Origin of the sequence: Sphaerisporangium viridialbum (assembly GCF_049674955.1) — a bacterium.
Taxonomy (GTDB): domain Bacteria; phylum Actinomycetota; class Actinomycetes; order Streptosporangiales; family Streptosporangiaceae; genus Sphaerisporangium; species Sphaerisporangium viridialbum.
In genome coordinates this window covers 2,001,302-2,024,723 of sequence record NZ_CP187232.1, presented here as the reverse complement: position 1 = coordinate 2,024,723, position 23,422 = coordinate 2,001,302, and the positions used below count along the sequence as shown (strand labels likewise).

At 71.9% G+C, this 23,422-nt stretch carries 23 protein-coding genes and 1 tRNA gene; 9 read left to right on the top strand and 15 right to left on the bottom strand.

What is annotated here, in order from left to right:
- Window positions 1-35: 35 nt before the first annotated feature.
- The 5 genes from ACOZ38_RS09030 to ACOZ38_RS09010 all read left to right on the top strand — a co-directional run bounded on the left by ACOZ38_RS09030 (window position 36) and on the right by ACOZ38_RS09010 (window position 5,783).
- Window positions 36-109 (top strand) — tRNA-Leu (locus ACOZ38_RS09030).
- Window positions 110-456: 347 nt separating this feature from the next.
- Window positions 457-1,632 carry a sensor histidine kinase gene (locus ACOZ38_RS09025; RefSeq protein ID WP_424529633.1) on the top strand — a complete coding sequence of 392 codons (1,176 nt, stop codon included), beginning with the start codon at window positions 457-459 and terminating at the stop codon, window positions 1,630-1,632.
- Window positions 1,629-2,306, top strand: a complete 678-nt coding sequence (locus ACOZ38_RS09020) for a response regulator (RefSeq protein WP_424529632.1) — start codon at window positions 1,629-1,631, stop codon at window positions 2,304-2,306. The genes ACOZ38_RS09025 and ACOZ38_RS09020 overlap by 4 nt, the downstream gene beginning before the upstream one ends.
- A 191-nt stretch (window positions 2,307-2,497) precedes the next feature.
- Window positions 2,498-3,259, top strand: a complete 762-nt coding sequence (locus tag ACOZ38_RS09015) for an ABC transporter ATP-binding protein (protein WP_424529631.1) — start codon at window positions 2,498-2,500, stop codon at window positions 3,257-3,259.
- 1 nt (window position 3,260) lies between these two features.
- Window positions 3,261-5,783, top strand: coding sequence for an ABC transporter permease (locus ACOZ38_RS09010; RefSeq protein WP_424529630.1), 2,523 nt, complete (start codon window positions 3,261-3,263; stop codon window positions 5,781-5,783).
- A 19-nt stretch (window positions 5,784-5,802) separates the two neighbouring features.
- Here ACOZ38_RS09010 and ACOZ38_RS09005 read toward each other — a convergent pair whose 3' ends face one another.
- Window positions 5,803-6,540, bottom strand: a complete 738-nt coding sequence (locus ACOZ38_RS09005) for a helix-turn-helix domain-containing protein (RefSeq protein ID WP_424529629.1) — start codon at window positions 6,538-6,540, stop codon at window positions 5,803-5,805.
- A 265-nt stretch (window positions 6,541-6,805) separates the two neighbouring features.
- Here ACOZ38_RS09005 and ACOZ38_RS09000 point away from each other — a divergent pair, with 265 nt between their 5' ends.
- Window positions 6,806-8,032 (top strand): cytochrome P450, encoded by a 1,227-nt coding sequence (locus tag ACOZ38_RS09000; RefSeq protein WP_424529628.1) that lies wholly within the window; start codon window positions 6,806-6,808, stop codon window positions 8,030-8,032.
- Here ACOZ38_RS09000 and ACOZ38_RS08995 read toward each other — a convergent pair.
- The 8 genes from ACOZ38_RS08995 to ACOZ38_RS08960 form a co-directional block, all read right to left on the bottom strand.
- Entirely contained in the window at window positions 8,029-8,313 is a 285-nt protein-coding gene (locus ACOZ38_RS08995; RefSeq protein WP_424529627.1) for a hypothetical protein, read from the bottom strand. The genes ACOZ38_RS09000 and ACOZ38_RS08995 overlap by 4 nt on opposite strands.
- A complete protein-coding gene (locus tag ACOZ38_RS08990) occupies window positions 8,310-9,299 on the bottom strand; it encodes a toxin glutamine deamidase domain-containing protein (protein ID WP_424529626.1) in 990 nt (329 codons plus the stop codon). Before ACOZ38_RS08990 ends, ACOZ38_RS08995 begins: the two co-directional genes overlap by 4 nt.
- 131 nt (window positions 9,300-9,430) lie before the next feature.
- Window positions 9,431-11,101 (bottom strand): molybdopterin-dependent oxidoreductase, encoded by a 1,671-nt coding sequence (locus ACOZ38_RS08985; protein WP_424529625.1) that lies wholly within the window; start codon window positions 11,099-11,101, stop codon window positions 9,431-9,433.
- An 89-nt stretch (window positions 11,102-11,190) separates the two neighbouring features.
- Entirely contained in the window at window positions 11,191-11,805 is a 615-nt protein-coding gene (gene rdgB / locus ACOZ38_RS08980) for an RdgB/HAM1 family non-canonical purine NTP pyrophosphatase (protein ID WP_424529624.1), read from the bottom strand.
- Window positions 11,802-12,518, bottom strand: coding sequence for a ribonuclease PH (gene rph, locus ACOZ38_RS08975; protein WP_405145309.1), 717 nt, complete (start codon window positions 12,516-12,518; stop codon window positions 11,802-11,804). Before rph ends, rdgB begins: the two co-directional genes overlap by 4 nt.
- 5 nt (window positions 12,519-12,523) lie before the next feature.
- A complete protein-coding gene (locus tag ACOZ38_RS08970) occupies window positions 12,524-13,276 on the bottom strand; it encodes an MBL fold metallo-hydrolase (protein WP_405145307.1) in 753 nt (250 codons plus the stop codon).
- A gap of 9 nt (window positions 13,277-13,285) precedes the next feature.
- Window positions 13,286-14,188: a glutamate racemase gene (gene murI / locus ACOZ38_RS08965; RefSeq protein WP_424529623.1), complete on the bottom strand. Its 903-nt coding sequence runs from the start codon at window positions 14,186-14,188 to the stop codon at window positions 13,286-13,288.
- A gap of 94 nt (window positions 14,189-14,282) precedes the next feature.
- Entirely contained in the window at window positions 14,283-15,074 is a 792-nt protein-coding gene (locus tag ACOZ38_RS08960) for a thioesterase family protein (RefSeq protein ID WP_424529622.1), read from the bottom strand.
- Window positions 15,075-15,248: 174 nt separating this feature from the next.
- Between ACOZ38_RS08960 and ACOZ38_RS08955 the strand changes: the two genes are divergently transcribed.
- Window positions 15,249-16,874, top strand: a complete 1,626-nt coding sequence (locus tag ACOZ38_RS08955; RefSeq protein WP_424529621.1) for a DUF3352 domain-containing protein — start codon at window positions 15,249-15,251, stop codon at window positions 16,872-16,874.
- Between the two features lie 67 nt (window positions 16,875-16,941).
- On the opposite strand, the gene ACOZ38_RS08950 is transcribed toward ACOZ38_RS08955, so the two are convergent.
- The 5 genes from ACOZ38_RS08950 to clpS all read right to left on the bottom strand — a co-directional run bounded on the left by ACOZ38_RS08950 (window position 16,942) and on the right by clpS (window position 19,660).
- A complete protein-coding gene (locus tag ACOZ38_RS08950; protein WP_424529620.1) occupies window positions 16,942-17,889 on the bottom strand; it encodes a PLP-dependent cysteine synthase family protein in 948 nt (315 codons plus the stop codon).
- Between the two features lie 2 nt (window positions 17,890-17,891).
- Window positions 17,892-18,170, bottom strand: coding sequence for a MoaD/ThiS family protein (locus tag ACOZ38_RS08945; RefSeq protein WP_405145300.1), 279 nt, complete (start codon window positions 18,168-18,170; stop codon window positions 17,892-17,894).
- A gap of 255 nt (window positions 18,171-18,425) precedes the next feature.
- Window positions 18,426-18,836, bottom strand: coding sequence for a Mov34/MPN/PAD-1 family protein (locus tag ACOZ38_RS08940; protein ID WP_424529619.1), 411 nt, complete (start codon window positions 18,834-18,836; stop codon window positions 18,426-18,428).
- 9 nt (window positions 18,837-18,845) lie between these two features.
- Window positions 18,846-19,373, bottom strand: a complete 528-nt coding sequence (locus ACOZ38_RS08935; RefSeq protein WP_405145296.1) for a DUF2017 domain-containing protein — start codon at window positions 19,371-19,373, stop codon at window positions 18,846-18,848.
- Window positions 19,370-19,660, bottom strand: coding sequence for an ATP-dependent Clp protease adapter ClpS (gene clpS, locus ACOZ38_RS08930; protein ID WP_405145295.1), 291 nt, complete (start codon window positions 19,658-19,660; stop codon window positions 19,370-19,372). The genes ACOZ38_RS08935 and clpS overlap by 4 nt, the downstream gene beginning before the upstream one ends.
- A 45-nt stretch (window positions 19,661-19,705) precedes the next feature.
- On the opposite strand from clpS, the gene ACOZ38_RS08925 reads away from it, so the two are divergent.
- Entirely contained in the window at window positions 19,706-20,992 is a 1,287-nt protein-coding gene (locus tag ACOZ38_RS08925) for a nicotinate phosphoribosyltransferase (protein WP_424529618.1), read from the top strand.
- 45 nt (window positions 20,993-21,037) lie between these two features.
- Window positions 21,038-21,613 (top strand): isochorismatase family protein, encoded by a 576-nt coding sequence (locus ACOZ38_RS08920; RefSeq protein ID WP_424529617.1) that lies wholly within the window; start codon window positions 21,038-21,040, stop codon window positions 21,611-21,613.
- A gap of 24 nt (window positions 21,614-21,637) precedes the next feature.
- On the opposite strand, the gene ACOZ38_RS08915 is transcribed toward ACOZ38_RS08920, so the two are convergent.
- Complete coding sequence (locus tag ACOZ38_RS08915; RefSeq protein WP_424529616.1) at window positions 21,638-23,395, bottom strand: DEAD/DEAH box helicase; 1,758 nt, start codon at window positions 23,393-23,395, stop codon at window positions 21,638-21,640.
- Window positions 23,396-23,422 lie beyond the last annotated feature (27 nt).

Below are 23,422 nucleotides of genomic sequence, written 5' to 3'. Positions count from 1 at the left end.
GCGCTCAACTAGGATGGCGCAAGCCGCACAGGCATGGGGTCGTAGCCCAATGGCAGGAGGCACAGGTTTTAGGTACCTGACAGTGTGGGTTCGAATCCCACCGACCCCACCGCGACTTGTCCGGGCCACAACGAGAGCCGCCTCCATTCCGATGGAGGCGGCTCGATCGCGATCGGCCCGCTGGGCATGGGGCGTCAGGCGCGGGAAGGGGAGACGGTCTGGGGTCTCGGGGCCGCGTGGCTTTTCCCCCTGCCACGCGACCCGTCGTCTTTCTGCCCCGGCATCACTATCTCCCTTTACTCACCCGGAGGTGCTCCCAAAAAGAACTATCCCTTACGGGCCGTAAGACCGGTGTAAGCCATTTGTCGGTTCCGAGGCGCATACGACCTGGGTCGTAGGAACAGATCCCTCTCCAGATGGAAGGGACGTGAACTGCGCGAACGTAGTGTTGGATCCGTGTTCGGCAGAGTGCGCGCATGGGGGTCCCGCCACGGCAGGGTGGTGGACGTCCTCGTCATGGCACCGCTCGTCTTCCTGTGCCTCGTGTCGGCCGGCAACCGGGGCGGTCATCTGCCGGGCATCGTCAGCCCCGGGGTGCCGGGATACCTCGCGCTGTCCGCCGCGCTCATCGCCCCGCTCGCCTGGCGGCGGAGCCGGCCCGTCCATGTCTTCACCGCCATCGCGCTCATCGCCTTCCTGCAGTGGCTGGCCGCGATCGAACCGGTCCCCGCGGACGTCGCGGTCCTCGTGGCGATGTACAGCGTCGCGTCGTACCGTCCCCTGCGCTGGGCACTCGCCGCCGGGGCCATCGCCGAGCTCGGCGTGTGCCTGCTCGTGGTGCGCTACGGCCAGCCGAGCCTGCTGGCCTTCGCCTCCGGATCGGTGTTCGCGGTCGCGGCCTGGATCGCCGGCATCTACGCCAACACCCGGCGGCGCTACCTCGAAAGCCTGGAGGAGCGGGCCCGGCGCGCCGAGCACGAGCGCGACCAGCAGGTGCGCATCGCCGCGGCGGCCGAGCGGGCGCGCATCGCCCGCGAGCTGCACGACGTGGTGGCCCACAACGTGAGCGTGATGATCGTCCAGGCCGACGGCGCGGGCTACACCATCGACAGCGACCCCGAGCAGGCGCGCCGGGCCGTACAGACGATCTCCAGCACCGGACGGCAGGCGCTCGCCGAGATGCGCCGCCTGGTCGGGGTGCTGAGGCAGGACGACGCGCGCGAGGAGGAGTACGCGCCCCAGCCGGGCGTGGGCGACCTCGACGAGCTGATGACGCACATCCGCCAGTCGGGCCTGCCGGTGGAGTTCACCGTGAGCGGCACCCACCGTGACCTGCCGGAGGGCGAGCAGCTCGTGATCTACCGCATCGTCCAGGAGGCCCTGACCAACGCGCTCAAGCACGGCGGCCCGGAGACCCGCGCCCGGGTCGAGATGGAGTACGGTCCGCGGGACATCATGTTGCGGGTGACCGACGACGGGCGGGGCGCGGCGGCACCCCGGAGCATCGACGGGCACGGGCTGATCGGCATGCGCGAGCGCGTCGCGATGTACGACGGCAGCGTGCACGCCTCCCCGCGCCCCGGAGGGGGTTTCCAGGTGGCCGTACGACTGCCGGTGAGCAGGGCCGCGTGAGCATCAGGGTCGTCCTGGTCGACGACCAGGAGCTCGTACGGGCCGGTTTCCGCATGGTCCTCGGGGCCCAGCCGGACATCGACGTCGTCGGAGAGGCCGCCGACGGAGCCGCCGCCGTGCGGTTGCTCGGCTCCGTGCGGGCCGACATCGTGCTGATGGACGTGCGCATGCCGCGCGTGGACGGCGTGGAGGCGACCCGGCTGATCCAGGCCATGCCCGACCCGCCCAGGGTGCTCATCCTGACGACCTTCGACCTCGACGAGTACGCCTTCGCGGCGCTGAAGGCCGGGGCGTCGGGGTTCCTGCTCAAGGACGTGCCGCCCTCCGACCTGATCAGCGCCATCCACTCCGTGCACGCCGGGGACGCCGTGGTGGCGCCCAGCACGACCAGGCGGCTGCTGCGGCGGTTCACCGCCCAACTGCCCGCCACCCCCGCCGTGGAGCCGCAAGGCCTGCGCCAGCTCACCGCACGCGAGCGCGAGGTCCTGGTGCTGGTCGGGCGGGGCCTGTCCAACACGGAGATCGCGCAGCGGCTCACCCTCGCGGAGGCGACGGTCAAGACGCACCTCGGCCGGGTGCTCGCCAAGCTCGGCGTGCGCGACCGCGCCCAGGTGGTGGTGTACGCCTACGAGACCGGGCTCATCACCCCCTACCGCGAGGGCGACGAGCGATAGCCCCGCGGGGCCGGGGTCGGCCGAAAGGCTGAGTCACGCCTACCCCAGCAGTCGCACAGGGCCTCCGCCACCCCTCCCTGGGCGTACCCGAAGTCCGTTCCCAGGGCTCATGGTTCGCGGCCGGCGCGGCAATAGCGTGGATCTCGCGGAGAGTTTCCGCATTTCACCTGCTTATCGCTTGAGGAGCCGCAGTGACCATCACCGGAGAGGAAGCCGTCCGCCGGACCGCACCCGCCGCCGTCGTCGCCAAGGGAGTGACCAAGGTCTACGGCGAGGGCGACGCCGCCGTGCACGCGCTGGGCGGGGTCGACGTCAGGTTCGACACCGGTGCCTTCACCGCGATCATGGGCCCGTCGGGCTCGGGGAAGTCCACGCTGATGCACTGCCTGGCGGGGCTGGACACCGTCACCGAAGGCGAGGTGCGCATCGGCGACGTCGAGATCACCCGGCTGAGCGACAAGCGGCTCACCCTGCTGCGGCGCGAGCGGGTGGGGTTCATCTTCCAGGCCTTCAACCTGCTGCCGACGCTGACCGCCGAGCAGAACATCCGCCTGCCGCTGGACATCGCCGGCCGCCAGGCCGACCAGGAGCTGTTCGACACGGTGATCCGCACCGTCGGGCTGCGCGACCGGCTCAGGCACAAGCCGAGCGAGCTGTCGGGCGGCCAGCAGCAGCGCGTCGCGGTCGCCCGGGCGCTCATCAGCAAGCCCCAGGTCATCTTCGCGGACGAGCCCACCGGCAACCTGGACTCGCGCAGCGGCGCGGAGGTGCTGTCCTTCCTGCGCACCTCGGTACGGGAGCTCGGCCAGACCATCGTCATGGTGACCCACGACCCCGTCGCCGCCTCCTACGCCGACCGCGTGGTGTTCCTGCGTGACGGCCTGCTGGTCACCGAGCTGGCGCAGCCCTCCCCGCAGACCGTGCTCGACACGCTGATGAAGCTGGAGGGCTGAGGTGTTCCGCACCACTCTGGCGGGGCTGCGGGCGCACAAGCTCCGGCTCCTGCTCACCTCGCTGGCGATCACGCTCGGGGTGGGGTTCATCGCGGGCACGTTCGTGCTCACCGACACGCTCCAGGCCGGCTTCTCCCAGCGCATCGCCGCCTCCGCCGACAAGGTGGACGTGGCGGTGCTTCCCTCCGGCTCCGGCGGCGGCGAGCGGCCCGCCCGGCTGCTCGCGAGCGACCTCGACAAGGTCCGGGGCGTCACCGGCGTCGCCGAGGCGCAGGGCCTGGTCCAGGGCGAGGCCGCGCTGATCGGCAAGGACGGCAAGGCGGTCGGGGACGTCCCGACCACCGGCGTGTCCGTCGTCACCGGCAGGCTGAACCGCACGGCGATCACCTCCGGCTCGGCCCCGGCCACCGCCGACCAGATCGTCATCGACGAGAACACCGCCAAGACCAGGGGCTTCACGCCGGGCGACACCGTCTCGGTGCTGGACGGTCAGGGCAAGCCGCACACGTTCCGGCTGGTCGGGCTCTTCGACGTGGGCGTGGACCAGCAGCTCGCCTACACGGGCGCGGTCGGGTTCACCGCCGCCACGGCCCAGGCGATGACCGGGGAGAAGGGCTTCACCGAGATCGACGTCGCGGCGGCGGACGGCGTCACGCCGGAGAGCCTCAAGGCCGCGGTCTCCTCGGCGCTGGCCGGCACGAAGTTCAAGGCCTGGACCGGGGACGAGCTCACCAGAGAACTGGCCAGGTCCAGCGGCGCCGACACGGAGTTCCTCACCCTCGGACTGCTGATGTTCGGCCTGGTCGCGATGCTCGTCGCGGCGCTGGTCATCTACAACACCTTCAACATCCTGGTCGCTCAGCGCACCAGGGAGATGGCACTGCTTCGCTGCATCGGCGCCACCCGCAGGCAGGTCTTCGGCTCCATCCTCCTGGAGTCGGTGGTGGTCGGGCTCATCTCCTCCGCTCTCGGCCTGCTGACCGGGCTGGGCCTCGGCGCCGGGGCGCTCGCGGTACTGAGGGCCTTCGGGCAGGACCTGCCCTCGGGCGGCGTATCGCTGGCGCCGAGGACCATCGCCCTGGCCCTCGCCATCGGCCTGGTCGTGACCGTCGGGGCGGCGCTGCTGCCCGCGCGCACGGCCACCAAGGTCGCCCCGATCGCGGCGCTGCGTACCCAGACCGACGACCACACCTTCAGGACCGGCGTCGTGCGGATCACGTTCGCCGCGCTGTTCCTGCTGGGCGGCGTGGGGGCGACCGTGGCCGCGGTCACGATGCCCCCCGGGCCGGTCGCGCTCTACGTCGTCATGGGCGGGGGCGTGCTGACCTTCTGCGCCGTGCTGATCCTCGGCCCGGTCATCGTCAGGCCGCTGAGCGCGTTCGCCGGCTGGGCGCCCGCCAAGCTGCTCGGGGTCCCGGGCAGGCTCGCGATGGACAACTCCCGGCGCAACCCGAAGCGCTCGGCCACGACGACGGTCGCGCTGACGATCGGGGTGACGCTGATGACGCTGATCTCGGTCATCACCGCGACCACCCGGGCGACGTACACGGCGCGGCTGGACGAGCAGTTCCCGGTCGACTACCTGGTCTCGGCGCAGGCGTCCGGATCCGGTGAGGCCGCGCTCCCCCGAGCCCTGGCCGCCGGCCTCCGTACGCGGCCCGAACTGGCCTCGGTGGTGCAGATCCGGGAGGCGGACGCCAAGACGGGCCAGGCCGGCAGGACGCTTCAGGTCGGCATGTTCAGCGGGCCGTACACGCCCGCGCTGCAGAAGGGCTCGACGCGGGGCTTCACGGCCGGGTCGGCGCTGGTGTCCGGCCAGGTCGCCAAGGACCTCGGGGTCGCGCCGGGCGACTCGATCGCGCTGGCCACGCCCGAGGCGGGCACCGTGAACGTCAAGGTCCTCGGGGTCTTCGACTCCAGCACCGTGTCGCTGCCGGACGTCACCGTGCCCGAGGGCGCCTTCGAGAAGTACTTCGGCCCGCTCGGCGACCGGCGGATTCTGGTGAACGCCAAGGACGGCGTCGCCTCCGACGTCTCCAGGAAGGCGGTCGAGGCGGTGGCCCAGCCGTACCCGACCGCCAAGGTCCTCAGCTCCACCGAGGTCAGGAGCCAGTTCGACGAGGCGCTGGACATGATGCTCATGATCATCGCTGGGCTGCTCGGGCTGGCGGTCCTCATCTCGCTGCTGGGCATCGCCAACACGCTGAGCCTGTCGGTGCACGAACGCACCCGGGAGTCGGCGCTGCTCAGGGCCCTTGGCCTGACCCGGCCCCAGCTTCGGCGGATGCTGTCGGTGGAGGCGCTGATCCTCGGCCTCATGGGGGCGATCGTCGGTGTGGCGCTGGGCGTCACGTTCGGCTGGGCGGCCACGCGGACGCTGGTGGAGGGCATCCTGTTCCGGGTGCCCGTGTCCCAGGTGCTGCTGTTCGTCCTGCTGTCCGGCCTCGCCGGAGTGCTCGCGGCCGTACTGCCCGGCCGGCGGGCGGCGCGGGCCTCCATCGTCGGCTCCCTGGCGAGCGACTGACGTCCCCCCGCATGCGGGGTCATGGGGCCTGGTCCGAGCGGCCGGTGCGTTGCGTGGCGAAGACTCCCCGCCAGTGCTCGGCCGCCTGGGCCATGTCGCGGCCGACGAAGCCGAAGAACCGGCTCATCTGGTCCAGCCGGGTGCCGGCGGGGGTGGCGTCGCCGAGGACCTCGGCCCCCTGCCGGGCGGCGTCCGCCCACATCGCGCAGATCTGCACCTCCCTCGCGGTGGCGCGATACCAGACGTCGTCGTCGATGAGGTACCGCTCGCGCCGCCGCCGGGCGTCGCGCTCGCGCCTGACCAGGCCGAGCTGTTCGAGGTAGCCGACGGCCTTGGACACCGACGCCGGGCTGACGCACAACCGCCGCACCAGCTCGGCGGCGGTGAGGCTGGCGACGTCATCGGTGATCAGGCAGGCGAGCACCCTGGCCGGCATCCTCGGCAGCCCCGTCCGGGTCATCATCGCCGTGAACCGCTCCTCGAAGTCCCGCACCGCCTCGCGGTCACGGCCGTACGCGTCGACGGCGGCCGGTGCCGCGGGGGACGTGACCGGCTTGCCCCGGCGGGCGCGCCGCCCGGTGGCCTGCTGGGCGTGATCGGCCCGGTAGCCGGCGTAACCGCCGTTGCGGGTCACCTCGCGGCTGACCGTCGACGTCGGCCGCCCCAGCCGCCTGGCGATCTCGGCGTACTGGAGCCCCTCGGCGACCCCCGACGCGATGTGCCGGCGGTCCTCGTAGGTCAGCCGTCCTCCTGGCATGTGCGCTCCCCTTCCGCCTGCCGGTCGTCTGCCATGGGACAGTGTGCGTTCACGCGCAGCACATTGCAACGGAGGCTTCCTGCGTTGCATTCATCTTGAGGCTCATTGCACTGTGTTTCGCATGGCCTACCAGCATGTATTCGCGACCTAAGGGATTCAGACGTTGAGGTTCGACTGAACGCAACGTAGCCTTCGTTCCGAAGTGAAGGTGCTGGACGATGACCGGGGCCACAGACGCCGTCCGCCTCGGCCGGAAGGAGCCGTCATGACCACGTCACTCCCCGACGCGGCGCCGCTGCCGAACACCCACTCTCCGGAGTGCCCCTTCGACCCGCCCGCGGAGCTGGCGGGGCTGCGCGAGAAGCACCCGGTCAGCCCGATGGCCTTCCCCGACGGGCACGTGGGCTGGCTCGTGACCACCCACGCCCTGGTGCGCGCGGTGCTGTCCGACCCCCGCTTCAGCGCCCGGGCCGAGCTCCTGCACTTCCCCGTCCCCGGGCCGACCGCCACCGCGAAGCCCCGGCCGGCGCCCCCGGGCATCTTCACCCAGACCGACCCGCCCGAGCACACCCGCTACCGGCACCTGCTCACCGGCCAGTTCACCGTCCGACGCATGCGCGGGCTCACCGAACGCGTCCAGGAGATCACCTCCGACCACCTGGACGCCATGGAACGGCACGGCCCGCCGGTCGACCTGATGCGATCCTTCGCGCTGCCCATCCCCTCGCTGGTGATCTGCGAGCTGCTCGGGGTGCCGTACTCGGACCGGGAGTCGTTCCAGGAGCACTCGACCGCGCTGATGCGCCTGGACAACTCCCCGCAGGAGATGTTCGCCGCCTACAACGCGCTGCGCGACTTCATGGGGAAGCTGGTGCTCGCCAAGCGCGCCGAGCCGACCGACGACCTGCTCAGCGGCCTGACCACCAGCGGGCTCACCGACGAGGAGCTCACCAACGTCGGCTTCACGCTGCTGGGCGCCGGGCACGAGACCACCGCGAACATGCTGTCGCTCGGCGCCTTCGCCCTGCTGCGCCATCCTGACCAGCTGGCCGTGCTGCGCGCCGACCCGGGCGGCATCGACCAGGCCGTCGAGGAGCTGCTGCGCTATCTGAGCATCATCCCCTGCACGGTGCGCGTCGCGCTGGAGGACGTCGAGCTGGGCGGGCAGACCATCAAGGCGGGGCAGACGGTCACCCTGTCGGTCCCGGCGGCCAACCGTGACCCCCAGCGGTTCGCCGACCCCGACAGCCTCGACCTGCGCCGGTCGGCGAGCGGGCACGTGGCGTTCGGCCACGGCATCCACCAGTGCATCGGCCAGCAGCTGGCGCGCGTCGAGATGCGGGTAGGGTACGCCGCGCTCTTCGAGCGGTTCCCGACCCTGCGCCTCGCGGTCGCGCCCGAGGAGGTGCCGCTGCGCGACGACATGCTCATCTACGGCGTGCACAGCCTCCCGGTCACCTGGGACGCGACCTTGCGTGACGGGGACGTCTAACGGGGGCGGCGTCCCTGCCACTGGTCGGCGACGGCCTCGGGGTTCAGCAGGGGACGGATCGAGAGCTCCCCGGTGAATCCGTCGATGACCACGCACCCGCCCCCGACGGTGGCGGGCAACGTGCCGGGATCCTCGGGCTCGGGCGTCCTCGCCCAGGCGACGTACCCCTCGTCGAAGGCGTGCAGCCCGACCTCGGTGGCCTCCTCGGCGGAAAGCGGGCCGTTGAAGTACTCCTCGGCCAGCAGCCTGGCCTGCTCGGCCGAGAGCCTCCGCCCGCTCACAGGCGCCGCCCCCGCCGGTCGATCACGACACAGAAGACGCCGGTGACCGGCCCGGGTGGCGGGTCGACGGAGGTGTGCCCGCGCTGGGCGTCGATCCAGACCACCTCACCCGCCGCGTTGACGGCGTTCCAAGCGTGGTTGCCGCCGGACGGCCAGCGGGTGACCAGCACGGCCGCCGCGCCGTGACCGCCGGCCCCCAGGCGCTGCGCGATCGTGGTGTACGCGCGACGCCCCTGCCCGACGTACTCGAAACGGTGCCCGAGCCAGCGCTCCGCACGGGCGACGCCGCCCGGCTCCCCGCTGAGCGAGGGCCTGCCCACCCGGTCGTACTCCGGCTGCCGGGGCGCGGCCACCGCCGGCTCGCCGTGCCAGGTGGAGATGACCGCGAGCGCGCAGTCGAGGGAGTTGGTCGCCCGGAAGGGGTCCTCCGAGGGGCCCTCCCCGTTGACCAGGCGCACCCAGGTGCCGCGCGGGTCGGGGAAGCGGGCCCCGTCGGGCACGACCTGGCACAGGTCGCGCTGGACCTGCGGGTCGGGCCTCGCCAGGCCGCCGGGCGTGCCGTACGGCCTGCAGGTGTCGAGCCGGGGAGGCCGGCTCGGACCGTCGAACCAGTCGGCCCCCGGACCCGGCCACTTGGGCAGGAGCCCGTCGTGCCGCCGAGCGGGCCCGTCGTGCCCCGGGGACGGCAGGCCGGGCCAGCGCGGCTGCATCCTGTCGTGCCGCTGCCGCGCCGAGATGTCCTGGCGTTGCGGCGGGCCGTCGTGCCGGCCGGAGACCGGGCCGCCGTGCCAGGCGGAGACCGGTCCGTCGTTGACGGCGAGCGGCCGAAGGACCGGCCGCCACTCGTCGGCGGAGGCCTCGGCCGCCAGCTCGTAATCACGCCATCGGACACCGTCGGAGGTGACGACGGGGTTGTAGCCCGCCCCCGCGGACCCGCGCCGGGACGCCCCCCTCGGCGGTGGACCGCCGTAACTGGCTCCGGACAATGTGCTCCCCCAAATCCCCGCACCGACCCGGTCAGTGGCCGATCGTAGGGGCGCCGCTGACGGCGGGCGGCCGATTCCCGGATTCACCTGGGACCACACGCCTGGACACGCCGCACGGGGAGCCGGCGGGGCTACTTCACGACGACGAGGATGGAGTGCCAGCCTGAGGCGCCGTCCGGCGCGGGAGGGGCGTAGTCGGGGGTCTGGGTCTGTCCCGTCGCGTCGGTGGCGCGAACCTCGATGGTGTGCTTCCCGGGAGTGGCCTGCCAGTCGTCCACGACCCACTGCCGCCAGGTGTCGGGCCCCGGCACCTCGGCCAGCCGCGCCTGCCGCCAGGAGCCCTTGTCGACGCGCACCTCGACCGCGTCGATGCCCCGGTGCTGCGCCCACGCCACGCCCGCGATGGCCGTACGGCCGGCGGTGATCGTGGAGCCGCCCCGGGGAAGGTCGATGCGGGACTCGGTCTTGATGGGCCCCTTGGGCGCCCAGCCGCGCGGCGTCCAGTACGCCTCGTCCTGGTCGAAGCGGGTGACCTTGATGTCGGTGACCCACTTGGTCGCCGACACGTAGCCGTACAGGCCGGGGATCACCTGGCGGACCGGGAAGCCGTGGGAGACCGGCAGGACCTCGCCGTTCATCGCGATGGCGAGCAGCGCGTCGCGGCCGTCCATCGCGACGTCCACGGGGGTGCCGCAGGTCCATCCGTCCGAGGAGGTGGACAGCAGCATGTCGGCCCCCGAGCGGATGCCGGCGTCGCGGAGCACGTCGGCCAGGCGCGCGCCCAGCCAGCGGGCGTTCCCGACGTACGGCCCCCCGACGTCGTTCGAGACGCAGGTCAGCGTCACGTCGGCCTCCATGAGCGGCCGCTTGAGCAGGTCGGCGTAGGTGAGCTCGACGGGCCTGTCGACCATGCCGTGGATCTTCAGCGTCCAGGTCTTCGGATCGACCTGGGGCACCACCAGCGCCGTGTCGACGCGGTAGAAGTCGCGGTTCGGGGTGGTGAAGGGAAACAGGTCCTTCAGGCGGAGGTCGGCCCCGGCCGGGAGGGGCTTGGCGGGCGTCGCGGGCCGGGGCAGCGCGATCCGCGCCCGTTCGGTGTCGACGTTGAGCCGGCCGGCGAGGCCCCGGCCGGCCAGCCCCGCGGCCCCGGCGACGACGACGCCCGCGGCGACCCCGGTGAGCAGGCCGCGCCGGTCGAACTCGTACGGCTGCGCGCCCGGACGCATGACGGCCGGCCCCTCCACCGTCCCGCCGACGCCCTCGGAGTCCTCCGGGGCCTCCGTCGGCCGAGGGGCCTCAGGCGGCTCGGGAGCCCGGTAGCGGCGCAGGTCCTCGTACCCGGGCTCCACTGCGGGCCAGGTGCGACGGACCAGGATGCTCAGCGCCCAGGCGCCGGCCCCCGCGCCGACCACGGACGGCAGGACATCGAGGGGGCCGGAGTCCGGCCGGCTGAACGCCGCCGCCATGCCGATGATGCCGAAGATCATCATGCCGGTGGTGCCGAACCCGACGCGCCTGCGGGCCAGCAGCCCGAGCCCGGCCGCGATCAGGACCAGCACGACGACGATGCCCGAGATCAGCACGAGCTTGTCGTTGGCGCCGAAGGTGCGGATGGCCCACTCCTTGAGCGCCGCCGGAGTGCGGTCGATCGCCGCGTCGCCGACGGCGATGACCGGGGACGCCTTCGGGTTGAGCAGGCCGGCGACGAGCTGGCCGATCCCCAAGGCGACCGCACCCGCCACCACGCCGATGAGCGCCGCCGCCCATGCGTGACCGCGCGGGGGCGTCTGGTTCGTGTTCACAGACGAACGCTACGCCCAAAGCCCCAGCGCGGTTCTTACGCCCTGGTTACGGGGAACCCGGCCCTATGCCCCACACCCGATGCAAAGCCTCAGGCGCGGAGCAGCTCGCGCATGACGGGCACCAGGGCGCGGAAGGCGCGCCCACGGTGGCTGATGGCGTCCTTGTCGGCGGGCGGCATCTCGGCGGTCGTGCGGCTCTCGCCCTCGGGGACGAAGGCGGGGTCGTACCCGAACCCGTTGGTGCCGCGCGGCACGCGGATCACGGCCCCGGCGAGCGTGCCCTCGACCACGCGCTCGTGCCCGGAAGGCAGGGCGATCGCCGCCGCGCAGGCGAAGTGGGCGCCCCTGCGGCCGTCGGGGACGTCCGACACCTGGGCGAGCAGGAGCCGCAGGTTGGCGGCGTCGTCACCGTGGGACCCCGACCAGCGGGCCGAGAAGACCCCTGGCATGCCGTTCAGCGCGTCGACGCAGAGGCCGGAGTCGTCGGCGATCGCGGGCAGCCCGCTCGCCGAGGCGACCGCGTGCGCCTTGAGCAGGGCGTTCTCGGCGAAGGTGAGGCCGGTCTCGGCGACCTCGCCGATCTCGGGGAACTCGTCGAGCCCGACCAGCTCGGTCTTCTGGTCGGCCTCGGCCAGGATGCGCCGCAGCTCGACGATCTTGCCCTTGTTGCGGGTGGCCAGGACGACCCTCGGCGCCGCGCTCACGAGAGGGCCTCGCGCTGGCGCAGGGTCAGCTCGGCGCAGCCCCCGCCGGCGAGGTCGAGCAGGGCGTCGAGGGTCGAGCGGTCGAACGGGACGCCCTCGGCGGTGCCCTGGACCTCGACGAACTCGCCCGACCCGGTCATGACGACGTTCATGTCGGTCTCGGCGGCGACGTCCTCGCGGTAGCACAGGTCGAGCAGCGGGGTGGACCCGACGATGCCGACCGAGACGGCGGCCACGGAGTTGACCAGCGGGTCGCCGGGGCACATCTTGCGCTTGCGCATCCAGGCGATGGCGTCGGCCAGAGCGACGTACGCCCCGGTGATGGCCGCCGTGCGGGTGCCGCCGTCGGCCTGGAGCACGTCGCAGTCGAGCACGATGGAGTTCTCGCCGAGGGCCTTGTAGTCGACGCAGGCCCGCAGGGAGCGCCCGATCAGGCGGGAGATCTCGTGGGTGCGCCCGCCGATCTTGCCGCGCACCGACTCGCGGTCGGTGCGGGTGTTGGTCGCGCGGGGCAGCATGGCGTACTCGGCGGTGATCCAGCCGAGCCCGCTCCCCCTGCGCCAGCGCGGCACGCTGTCCTGCACGGAGGCGGCGCACAGCACCTTGGTGCCGCCGAACTCCACGAGGACAGAGCCCTCGGCGTGGGCGAGCCAGTCGCGGGTGATCGTCACCGGCCGAAGCTGATCGGGACTACGTCCATCGTCACGTGCCATGAGCCTCACCTTAGGTCATACACGGCCCCGCTCCGTGCGAGTTCGACGCGGCCCTCGAAGCCGCCGCGGCAGGCGTCCCCGAGGATCTCGGACGGGTCGTACCACGGCACCAGGTGGGTGAGCACGAGCGTGCCGACGCCCGCGCGGGCCGCGTGCTCGGCGGCCTGCCTGCCGTTCATGTGGAGGCCGACCGGCGTGCCCGGCCGGTCGAGGAAGGACGCCTCGCAGAGCAGGAGGTCGGCTCCCGCGGCCAGCTTGACCAGTTCGGGGCACTCCCCGGTGTCGGCGGAGTACGCCACCGAGTGGCCGCCGTGCGAGACGCGGAAGCCGTACGTCTCCACGGGGTGGTTCATCGGCGCGGCCGTCACCTCGAACGGGCCCACGGAGAAGGTGCCGGGCGCCAGCGGCACGAAGTCGAACGCGGTCTCAAGGCCGGGCTCCTCGTCCATGCCGTAGGCGGCGGCCAGGCGGCGCGGGGCGTCCTCGGGCGCGTGCACCGGCACGCGGGGCAGCGGCCGGTCGGGCGAGTAGGTGCGCACCACGTGGTAGGAGCACAGGTCGAGACAGTGGTCGGCGTGCAGGTGCGACAGGCAGATGGCGTCCACGTCGTACAGGCCGATGTGCCGCTGGAGGGCTCCGAGCGAGCCGTTGCCGAAGTCGAGCAGCAGGCGGAACCCCTCCGCCTCCAGCAGGTAACACGACGCGGGGCTCTCTGGTCCGGGAAAGCTCCCTGAGCACCCGACGATCGTCAACTTCACTACGACCTCCTAACTCGGCGCGGTCAACGCCTCTTCACCCGGAACGTCCTCGACCATGGCGCGCTCGACGGTACCGATCTCGGGTCCGAGGAACCGCCGTCCGAGGTCCGCGAACAACGCGCCGTCGCCGGTCGCGCGGAACCTGTGGCGGGGCGTCGAGCCCTGGCCCGCGAGCCCGCGGTCGTGGAGGACGCGGAAGACGTCCTTGGCCGTCTCGTCCGCGCTGGACACCAGCGTGACGCCGTCGCCCATGACGTAGGAGATCGCGCCGGCGAGCAGCGGGTAGTGCGTGCAGCCGAGGATCAGCGTGTCGCAGCCGCCGTCGATCACCGGCTGGAGGTACTCCCTGGCCACCTCGATGAGCTCCTCGCTCATGGTCTCGCCCCGCTCCACGAACTCCACCAGCCGCGGCGCCGCCACGCCCGTGAGCCGCACGTCGGGCGCCGCCGCGAAGGCGTCGTGGTAGGCCATGGACTCGATGGTCGCCCGCGTGGCGATCACTCCCACCCGGCCGTTCCTGGTGGCCCGTACGGCCCTGCGCGTCGCGGGCTGGATGACCTCGACCACGGGGACGTCGTAGCGCTCCCTGGCGTCCCTCAGCACCGCGGCGCTCGCGCTGTTGCAGGCGATGACGAGCATCTTCACGTCGTGCTCGACGAGGTGGTCCATCACCTGGAGGGCGTAGGCGCGCACCTCGGCGATGCGCTTCGGCCCGTACGGCTGGCGCGCGGTGTCGGCCACGTACAGGATCGACTCGTTCGGGAGCTGGTCGATGATCGCACGGGCGACCGTGAGGCCCCCCACGCCGCTGTCGAAGACCCCTATGGCGGGGTCCTCCGTAGCACTCTGATCGTCTGCTGATTCGATGATGCTGACCCACGGCGCGTGGGCGACACTCCCGATGTCCGACATGATTCCCAAGGTTAGGGGACCATGAACAATCGCTCGCGGTAAGAATTCTCACATCGGAGTAATCCCTGTTGATCGCCCGATCGGCGCCGCCCGGTCAGCCCCGGCCCAGGCGGGCGAGCTGGCGCGACTGGGCCACCAGGTTTCCCTCGGAGTCCCACACCTCGACGTCCTCGTCGAACCAGCCGTCCCTGATCAGGCGCCCCTGGCCGATGAGGGTCAGCCAGCCGGGCGCGGGCAGCGCGCGCAGGTGCCAGGTCAGCTCGACCGTCGGGGCCCACCCCCGGCTGCCCGCCGAGAAGACGACGGGCGGCAGCGCGTCCACGGCGAGGGCCAGGACGAAGGGATCGGGCTCCTGGGGCTCCGCCATGCGGAAGTACGCCCGGGACTCCGGCCGGCCGCTCGGGTCCCCGGTGAGCCACCCGATGCTCGGCGGGTCGAACCGCATCTCCATCTGGGCGTTGAGCGTCATGTTGGACTCGGGCTTCGGTTCGGGCAGCGTGACGCAGTCCTCGATGGGCGGCATGGCGACCAGGGGCTGCGCGGCCCACTGGCTCGCGGTGTCCCCGAGCGTGGCCGTGGTCACGAGCGTGTCCAGGTAGGCGGTGTCGTCCTGGATCAGGGTCGCCCGGGTCATCGCGGCGGTCCTGCCCGCCTTCAGCCGCTCCAGCCGTACGCGGGCGGGCCCGGGCACCGGGGCCCTGAGGAACTGGACGGCGGTGGACACCGGGTGGTCGTGCGGTGAGGCGTCCACGACGGCGCGCAGCACCACGGCCATGAGGTAGCCGCCGTTGAGCGGCCCCCCGATCGAGTAGCCGGGATCGAGGCACACGTCGTACGTGGTCTCGTCGACCCTGATCGCCTGCGTCGCCTCGTCGAACTTCGTCATCTGTGCTCGTTGCCCCGCTTCGCCGCCCGTACCGAATGTTGTTCTGGCCCAATACCTTACCGACGCGCTTCGGCACGCGCTCAACGGAGGTTCAAGAAAGCGCCCTGCAAGTGTCTCTCTACCGGCGCGATTTAGGTTCCCGGTGAATCCCTCCTAATGCCCCGAGAGTGGAACATGCCAGGCCAACCTCCGCCCCCGTACCCCTTCAACCAGGACCCCGACCGGACCGTGTCCTACCGGCACCCCGCGCCCGGCCAGGTCTCCGGCCCCCAGACGCAGCCCTACGCGCACGCCGCCCAGCCCCCCGCCGGACCGCCCCCCTGGCGGCAGGAGGAGCTCGGCCCGCCCGTGCCGCCCGCCAGGAAGACGGGAAAGGGATGGCTGCTCGCGATCGTCGCGGCCGTCCTCGTGGTCCTGGTCGGCGGTGGCGGGGTGTACGCCGTGAGCCTGCTCAGCGGGGGCGGCACGCAGCCCGAGGACGTGCTCCCCGGGGGCACCCTGGCGTACGTGCGGGTCGACCTGGACCCGGCGGCCAACCAGAAGATCGCGCTGTTCAACCTCGCCAGGAAGTTCTCCGCCACCCGCGACAGCTTCACCGGCGACGACCCGCGCAGGGCGCTCTTCGGCCTGCTCAGCAAGGACAGCGAGGACCTCGCCAAGGTCGACTACGCCCGCGACGTCGAGCCCTGGCTCGGGGCCCGCGTCGGCTTCGGGCTGCTGTCCCCGCTTCCCGGGAAGCGGACGCCAGAGGTCGCCGTGGCAGTGCAGGTCACGGACGAGACCAAGGCCCGCGCCGGGCTGGCCAAGCTGAACGCGGGCGGGGAGTTGAAGGGCCTGGCGTTCCGGGAGGACTACGCGATCCTCGCGGCGACCCAGACGGCGGCCGACTCCTACGCCAAGGCGGCGCCGCTGTCGGGGAACGCCGACTTCGCCGCCGACCTGAAGGCCATCGGTGAGCCGGGCGTGCTCTCTTTCTGGGGCAACGTGGGCGAGATCGCCAAGGCGGCGGGCAACGCCATGCCAAGCGACGCCGCCACGCTCGACATGATCAAGAACGTGCGCCTCGCGGGCGCCCTGCGGTTCGACAGCGGCTACGCCGAACTGACCGGGATCTCCCGTGGCTCGACCGTGCAGGGGCCGGCCGACACCGGGGGAATACGCCTCGGCACCCTGCCCGCCTCCACCGTGGGGGCCGTGTCGGTCTCGGGCCTCGGCGAGACGCTCGCCAAGCAGTGGCCGCAGATCATGAAGGCCGCCGATGGCTCCGCGGGGAGCCAGGCCTTCACCGACTTCGTCACCCGGGCCCAGGAGACGTACGGCATCGCCCTGCCCGCCGACCTCGTGACCCTGCTCGGCGAGAACCTGACGGTGGCGGTGGACGAGCAGGGCCTCGACGGCGAGATACCGAACGTCGGCGCCGTGCTCACCACCGACCCGGCCAAGGCCCAGGAGGTCGTCGCGAAGATCGAGCGGTTCCTCGCCGACTCCGGGACCGGGGCTCCGCGGATCGCCAAGGCCGCGGGCGACGGGAAGCTGATCCTCGCGAGCTCGCAGGACTACGCGGGCAGGCTGAACGAGGCGGGGACGCTGGGCGACAGCGAGGCCTTCAAGATCGCGATCCCGGACGCGGACTCGGCGACGGCCGCGCTGTTCGTCGACCTGGACAAGATCGAGAAGTACTACCTCGACAACCTTCAGGGCGAGGAGCGGGCCAACTTCCAGGCACTGCGGGCCGTGGGCCTGAGCGGCAGGCAGTCGGGCGACACCACGTCGTTCAGCCTGCGCGTGCTGTTCAACTAGACCGGCCGGAAGAACCGATCGGCCGCCTCCCGGGGGGAAGGCGGCCGATCGGTCTTCGCGATGGAGATCAGGCCCAGAGCTGGCCTTCGAGGCGGTCCTCCGCCTCGCCGAGCGTGCCCTCGTAGGCGCCGGTCGAAAGGTACTTCCAGCCGCCGTCGGCCACGATGAACGCGATGTCGGCCCGCTCGCCCGCCTTGACGGCCTTGGCCGCGATGCCGAGGGCCGCGTGCAGGGCGCAACCGGTGGAGATGCCGGCGAAGATGCCCTCGGTGCCGAGCAGCTCGCGCGTGCGCCGCAGGGCGTCAGCCGAGGTCACCGAGAACCGCGTGGTCAGCACGTCGGCGTCGTAGATCTCGGGGATGAAGCCCTCGTCCACGTTGCGCAGCCCGTACACGAGCTCGCCGTACCTCGGCTCGGCGGCCACGATCTGGACCCCGGGCACCTGCTCGCGCAGGTAGCGGCCGACGCCCATCAGCGTGCCCGTGGTGCCGAGCCCTGCGACGAAGTGGGTGATCGACGGCAGGTCCTCGAAGATCTCGGGCCCGGTCGACTCGTAGTGGGAGCGCCAGTTCGCCGGGTTGCCGTACTGGTAGAGCATGACCCAGGAGGGGTTCTCCTCGGCCAGCTTCTTGGCGACCCGCACGGCCTCGTTGGAGCCGCCCGCCGCCGGCGAGGAGATGATCTCCGCGCCGTACATGCGCAGCAGCTGGCGGCGCTCCTCGGAGGTGTTCTCCGGCATGACGCAGATCAGCTTGTAGCCCTTGAGCCGGGCCGACATGGCGAGCGAGATGCCGGTGTTGCCCGACGTCGGTTCGAGGATCGTGCAGCCCGGGCTGAGAAGGCCGTCCTTCTCCCCCTGCTCGATCATCCACAGCGCCGGGCGGTCCTTGACCGAGCCGGTCGGGTTGCGGTCTTCCAGCTTGGCCCAGATGCGCACGTCCGGGGACGGCGACAGGCGCGGCAGCCCGACCAGGGGGGTGTGCCCGACCGAGTCGATCAGCGAGTCGAAGCGCATGACTAGCGCCTGCCTCCGGCCACGGCGGGCAGCACGGTCACGGTGTCGCCGTCGGCGACCGGGGTGTCCAGGCCGCCGAGGAAGCGGACGTCCTCGTCGTTGAGGTAGACGTTGACGAACCGGCGCAGGCCGGAGTCGTCGACGATGCGGGCCCGCAGGCCCGGGTGGCGGGATTCCAGGTCACCGATCAGGTCGGACAGCGTCGCGCCTGCGGCGTTGACGGACTTCTCGCCGTCGGTGTAGGTGCGGAGGATGGTCGGAATGCGAACCTCGATGGCCATCGCGGGTCAATCTCCTTGGTCAGTTGTCGTCACGGGGCACCCAACGAGTGCGAACACGGTCGGTCGGGCGGGGATTCCTGCGATCAGGAACAGTCGTAGACGACGGCAAAGGGAGTATGCGCGAAAAGATGGTTCTGCACGGGCGACGAATGCCCAGGGCGCAGTCCAGCGCCCCCCAACTCCGGGTCAATCGTCAGCATGTTCCCAACTCTACAGCTTCGGAGGGTCCGTGCAGGTGGCCCTGCGCGCAGGGGGTCAGGCGGGGACGATCTCGACCTTCTCCTCGGTCACGACGCCGTCCACCACGCGGTACGAGCGGAACTGCACGTTGTCGGGATCGGCCGTGGACACCAGCACGTAGTGGGCGTTCGGCTCGGAGGCGTAGGTCACGTCGGTGCGCGAGGGATACGCCTCGGTCGAGGTGTGGGAGTGGTAGATCACCACCGGCTCCTCGTCGCGGTCGTCCATCTCGCGCCACACCCGGAACTGCTCCATGGAGTCGAAGCGGTAGAACGTCGGAGACCGCTCGGCGTTCTCCATGGGGATGAAGCGCTCGGGACGGTCGGACCCGGCAGGCCCGGCGATCACCCCGCAGGCCTCATCCGGGTGATCGGCCCAGGCGTGGGCAACGATCTTGTCGACCAGTTCCCGTGAGATCGTCAGCATGCCTGGAAGTTACCAAAGGGCTCGGACCAGCGTGTCCTGGAGGTAGGTGAGCCAGTCGTAGGTGACGTAGGCCGGGTAGCGAGGATCGTCCTCGGCCATCTCGGCCAGCTCCTCGTGGATCTCCTCGGTGACCTCCAGGCGCACGCCCAGCGCGAGCCGCACGTCGTTGAGCGCCCGCAGCCAGGCCTGCGCCTGCTCGGCGGTGAGCTCGACCTTGCCCTGCTCGGCGGTCTCCAGCAGGGTCTCGGCGTCGGCGCGCTTGCCCTCGCGCAGGGTGGCCTCGGTGTAGCGCCTGAACTCCGCCGAGGCCTTCTCGTCGTCGGCGTACGCGGAGGGGAACAGCCGGGCCAGCACGGGATCGGACGGCTCCTCGGCGGACCCGATGCCGAGCGCCCGCTCAAGCGGGTCGTCGCCGGTGGCGCCGGGCTCGACGAGGCCGAGGACCTGCGCCACCAGCGAGCGCAGGATCGAGGCCTCCCCCGCGTCGAGCAGGATGGTGACCGCGCCGCTCCCCGCCGAGCTGAAGCCGGTGCTCACGCGGAGTCCCGCTGGACGGTGGCCCAGAGCCCGTAGGAGTGAAGGATCTGCACGTCGCGTTCCATCTCCTCACGGGTGCCGCTGGCGACGACGGCCCTGCCTTTGTGGTGCACGTCGAGCATGAGCTTCTCGGCCTTGGGCTTGGGGTAGCCGAAGACGGTCTGCAGCACGTAGGTCACGTATGACATGAGATTGACCGGGTCGTTCCAGACGATCGTCAGCCACGGAAGGTCGGGGCGGACGTCCGTCGACGGACGTTCGACCTCGGCTGGAGCGGTACTACCCACGTTCCCATCCTGCCCTACCTCAGTCGTAGTCTTCGACTTGTGAAGATGGCCATGAGCAGCGCGTTGCTTACCGATCACTATGAGCTGACGATGCTGCAGGCGGCATTGAGCAGCGGAGCCGCCGGCAATCGCGCGGTCTTCGAGGTCTTCGCACGTCACCTGCCTCTCGGGCGGCGGTACGGTGTGGTCGCGGGCACCGGCAGGGTGCTGGACGCCCTCGCGGACTTCCGTTTCGGCGAGGCCGAGATCTCCTTCCTGCGCGAGCACCGCGTGGTGAACGACCAGACGCTGGACTTCCTCGCGTCCTACCGCTTCTCGGGCGACGTGCACGGCTACCGCGAGGGCGAGGTCTACTTCCCCGGCTCCCCGATCATGGTCGTGGAGGGCACGTTCGCCGAGGCCGTGCTGCTGGAGACCGTGATCCTCTCCATGCTCAACCACGACTCGGCGATCGCCACGGCGGCGTCCCGCATGGTCCACGCGGCGGGCGCGCGGCCGATCATCGAGATGGGCTCCCGCCGCACGCACGAGCGGGCGGCGGTCGCCGCGGCCCGGGCGGCGTACCTCGCGGGGTTCTCCTCCACCTCCAACCTCATGGCCGGGAGCGTCTACGGCGTGCCGACGGCCGGCACCAGCGCGCACGCCTTCACGCTGCTGCACAGCTCCGAGTACGACGCCTTCCAGGCCCAGATCGACTCCCTCGGCGCCGACACCACCCTGCTCGTCGACACCTACGACGTCGCCAAGGCCGTACGGACGGCGGTGGAGCTCGCCGGGCCGGGGCTCGGGGCGGTGCGCATCGACTCCGGCGACCTGGCCGTGGCCGCCCACGAGGTGCGCCAGATGCTCGACGCGCTCGGCGCCACCAGGACGCGCATCGTGGTCACCGGCGACCTCGACGAGTACGCCATCGCGGCGCTCGCCGCCGCCCCGGTCGACGGGTACGGCGTGGGCACCTCGCTGGTCACCGGCTCGGGCGCGCCCACGGCCGCCATGGTCTACAAGCTCGTCGCCCGCGAGGACTCCGAGGGCGCGATCACCCCGGTCGCGAAGAAGTCGGTCGGCAAGCCCAGCAAGGGCGGCAGGAAGCACGCCTTCCGGGCCCTTGCGGACGGCGTCGCGGTCGCCGAGCTGGTCACCACCTCACCCGGCGAGCCCGTGCCCGACGGCGCCAGGCCGCTGCTGCACGAGCTCGTACGGGGCGGCGAGATCGTCGGGCGCGAGCCCCTCGCCGCCGCCAGGGAACGGCACCGCGCGTCCGTGGCCGAGCTGCCCGCCCTCGCGCATCAGCTCTCGCAGGGTGACGCGGTGATCCCCACCGTGTTCTCGTAGTTCTCTCAGCGCGCTCCCCTCCCTTCCCCCGAATCAGGAGCATTCATGACCACAGCGCTCGTCATCGTGGACGTGCAGAACGACTTCTGCGAGGGCGGCAGCCTGCCCGTGGGCGGCGGCGCCCAGGTGGCCGCCGCCATCGGCCCGCACGCCGCCGCCGGGGGCTACGACCACGTGGTGGCCACCCGTGACTACCACGTCGACCCCGGGACGCACTTCGCCGACCGGCCGGACTACGTGCGCACGTGGCCGGCCCACTGCGTGGTGGGGACGTCCGGGGCCGACTTCCACCCGGCGCTCGACACCTCCGCCGTCGAGGAGGTCTTCAGCAAGGGCAGGCACAGCGCGGCCTACAGCGGGTTCGAGGGCCAGAGCGGCGACGGCACCGGCCTGGCCGAGTGGCTGGCCGCGCGCGGCGTCGAGCAGGTGGACGTCGTGGGCATCGCCACCGACCACTGCGTGCGGGCCACCGCCCTGGACGCCGCCGGGAACGGCTTCAGGGTGCGCGTGCTGCTCGATCTGACGGCGGGCGTCGCGGCGGCGACCACCGAGAAGGCCCTCACCGACCTCGCCTCGGCCGGCGTCGAGCTCACCGGCACCCCCGTCGTCCAGACCCCCTGACGAGCCCCCCGGGCCGGGGAACGGTCAGCGGGACCGCTGGGTGGCCCACTTGCGGACGGTCTCGATGCGCTGGCGGATCTGGTCGGAGGAGGCCTGGGCGATGGCGGGACCCCCGCACGCCCTGCGCAGCTCGGCGTGGATGACGCCGTGGGGCTGGCCGGTGCGGTGGTTCCAGGCGCCCACGAGGCCGTTCAGCTCCTTGCGCAGGGCGGCGATCTCCTCGTGCGGGGCCAGGGCGGGCGGGGGCGGGGCATCGACCGCCTTGCGCCGCCTGGCGGCCTGCTGCTCGGCCTGGTGCTTGCGGAGCAGCACCGCCACCTGGTCGGGCTCCAGCAGGCCGGGAAGGCCGAGGAAGTCCTCCTCCTCGGGGGAGCCGGTCTCGGCCGACGTGCCGAACTCGCCGCCGTCGAACAGCACCCGGTCGAAGGTGGCCGAGGCCTCCACGGTCTCGAAGGGCAGCTCGTCACCGAGGACGTCGGGATTGTCCTTCTGCTGCCGGGCCTCGTCGACGAGGAAGTCGTCGAGGCCCTCCTCGGGGACCTTGCGGTCGAGCACGTGGTCGCGCTCGGCCTCCATCTCGCCCGCCAGGCCCATGAGGGTGGGCACCGAGGGCAGGAACACCGAGGCGGTCTCGCCCCGCTTGCGGGCCCGGACGAAGCGCCCCACCGCCTGGGCGAAGAACAGCGGGGTCGAGACGCTGGTGGCGTAGACGCCGACGGCCAGACGCGGGATGTCGACGCCTTCCGAGACCATGCGCACCGCGACCAGCCAGCGCTCCTCTGAGGCGCTGAACTGCTTGATCTTGTCGGAGGCCCCGGGGTCGTCGGAGAGCACGATGGTGGCGCCCTGGCCGGTGATCGCCCGCAGGTGCTTGGCGTAGGCACGGGCGGTCTCGTGGTCGGTGGCGATCACCATCGCGCCCGCGTCGGGAACGCCCCGCCGCACCTCGGTGAGCCGCTTGTCGGCGGCCAGCAGGACCTGGCGGATCCAGTCGCCCTTGGGATCGAGGGCCGCGCGCCAGGCCTGGCCGAGCTGGTCCTTGGTGAGGGGCGTGCCGAGCGTCGCGGTGATCTCGTCGCCCGCGCGGGTGCGCCAGCGCATCTCCCCGGCGTACGCCAGGAAGATCACGGGACGGACCACGCCGTCCGCCAGGGCCGGGCCGTACCCGTAGGAGTAGTCGGACAGGCTGCGCCGGACGCCCTCGCCGTCCTCGGCGTAGGTGACGAACGGGATGGGGTTGGTGTCGGACCTGAACGGGGTGCCGGTGAGGGCGAGCCGCCGCGCGGCCGGCTCGAAGGCCTCGCGCACGCCGTCGCCCCAGGACTTGGCGTCGCCCGCGTGGTGGATCTCGTCGAAGATGACCAGCGTCTTGCGGGCCTCGGTGCGCGCGCGGTGGAGCGCGGGGTGCATCGACACCTGGGCGTAGGTCACCGCGACGCCGGCGTAGTCGCGGGAGGTGGCGCCCTGACTGTTCTTGAACTCGGGGTCGATGGCGATGCCGACCCTGCCCGCCGCGTCGGCCCACTGGCGCTTGAGGTGCTCGGTGGGCGTGACGACCGTCACGGCGCGCACGATGCCCCGGCTCAGCAGCTCGCTGGCGATGCGCAGCGCGTACGTCGTCTTGCCCGCGCCGGGGGTGGCCACGGTGAGGAAGTCGCGCGGCTCGCGCCGGAAGTAGAGGTCGAGGGCCTCCTGCTGCCAGGCGCGGAGCTTCGGCGCGGTGCCCCATGCGGCGCGGTCGGGATAGGAGGGTGACAGATGGGACGCGGCAAACGAGCTCACGCGGACCTCCTTGTCAGATGGCCTCTG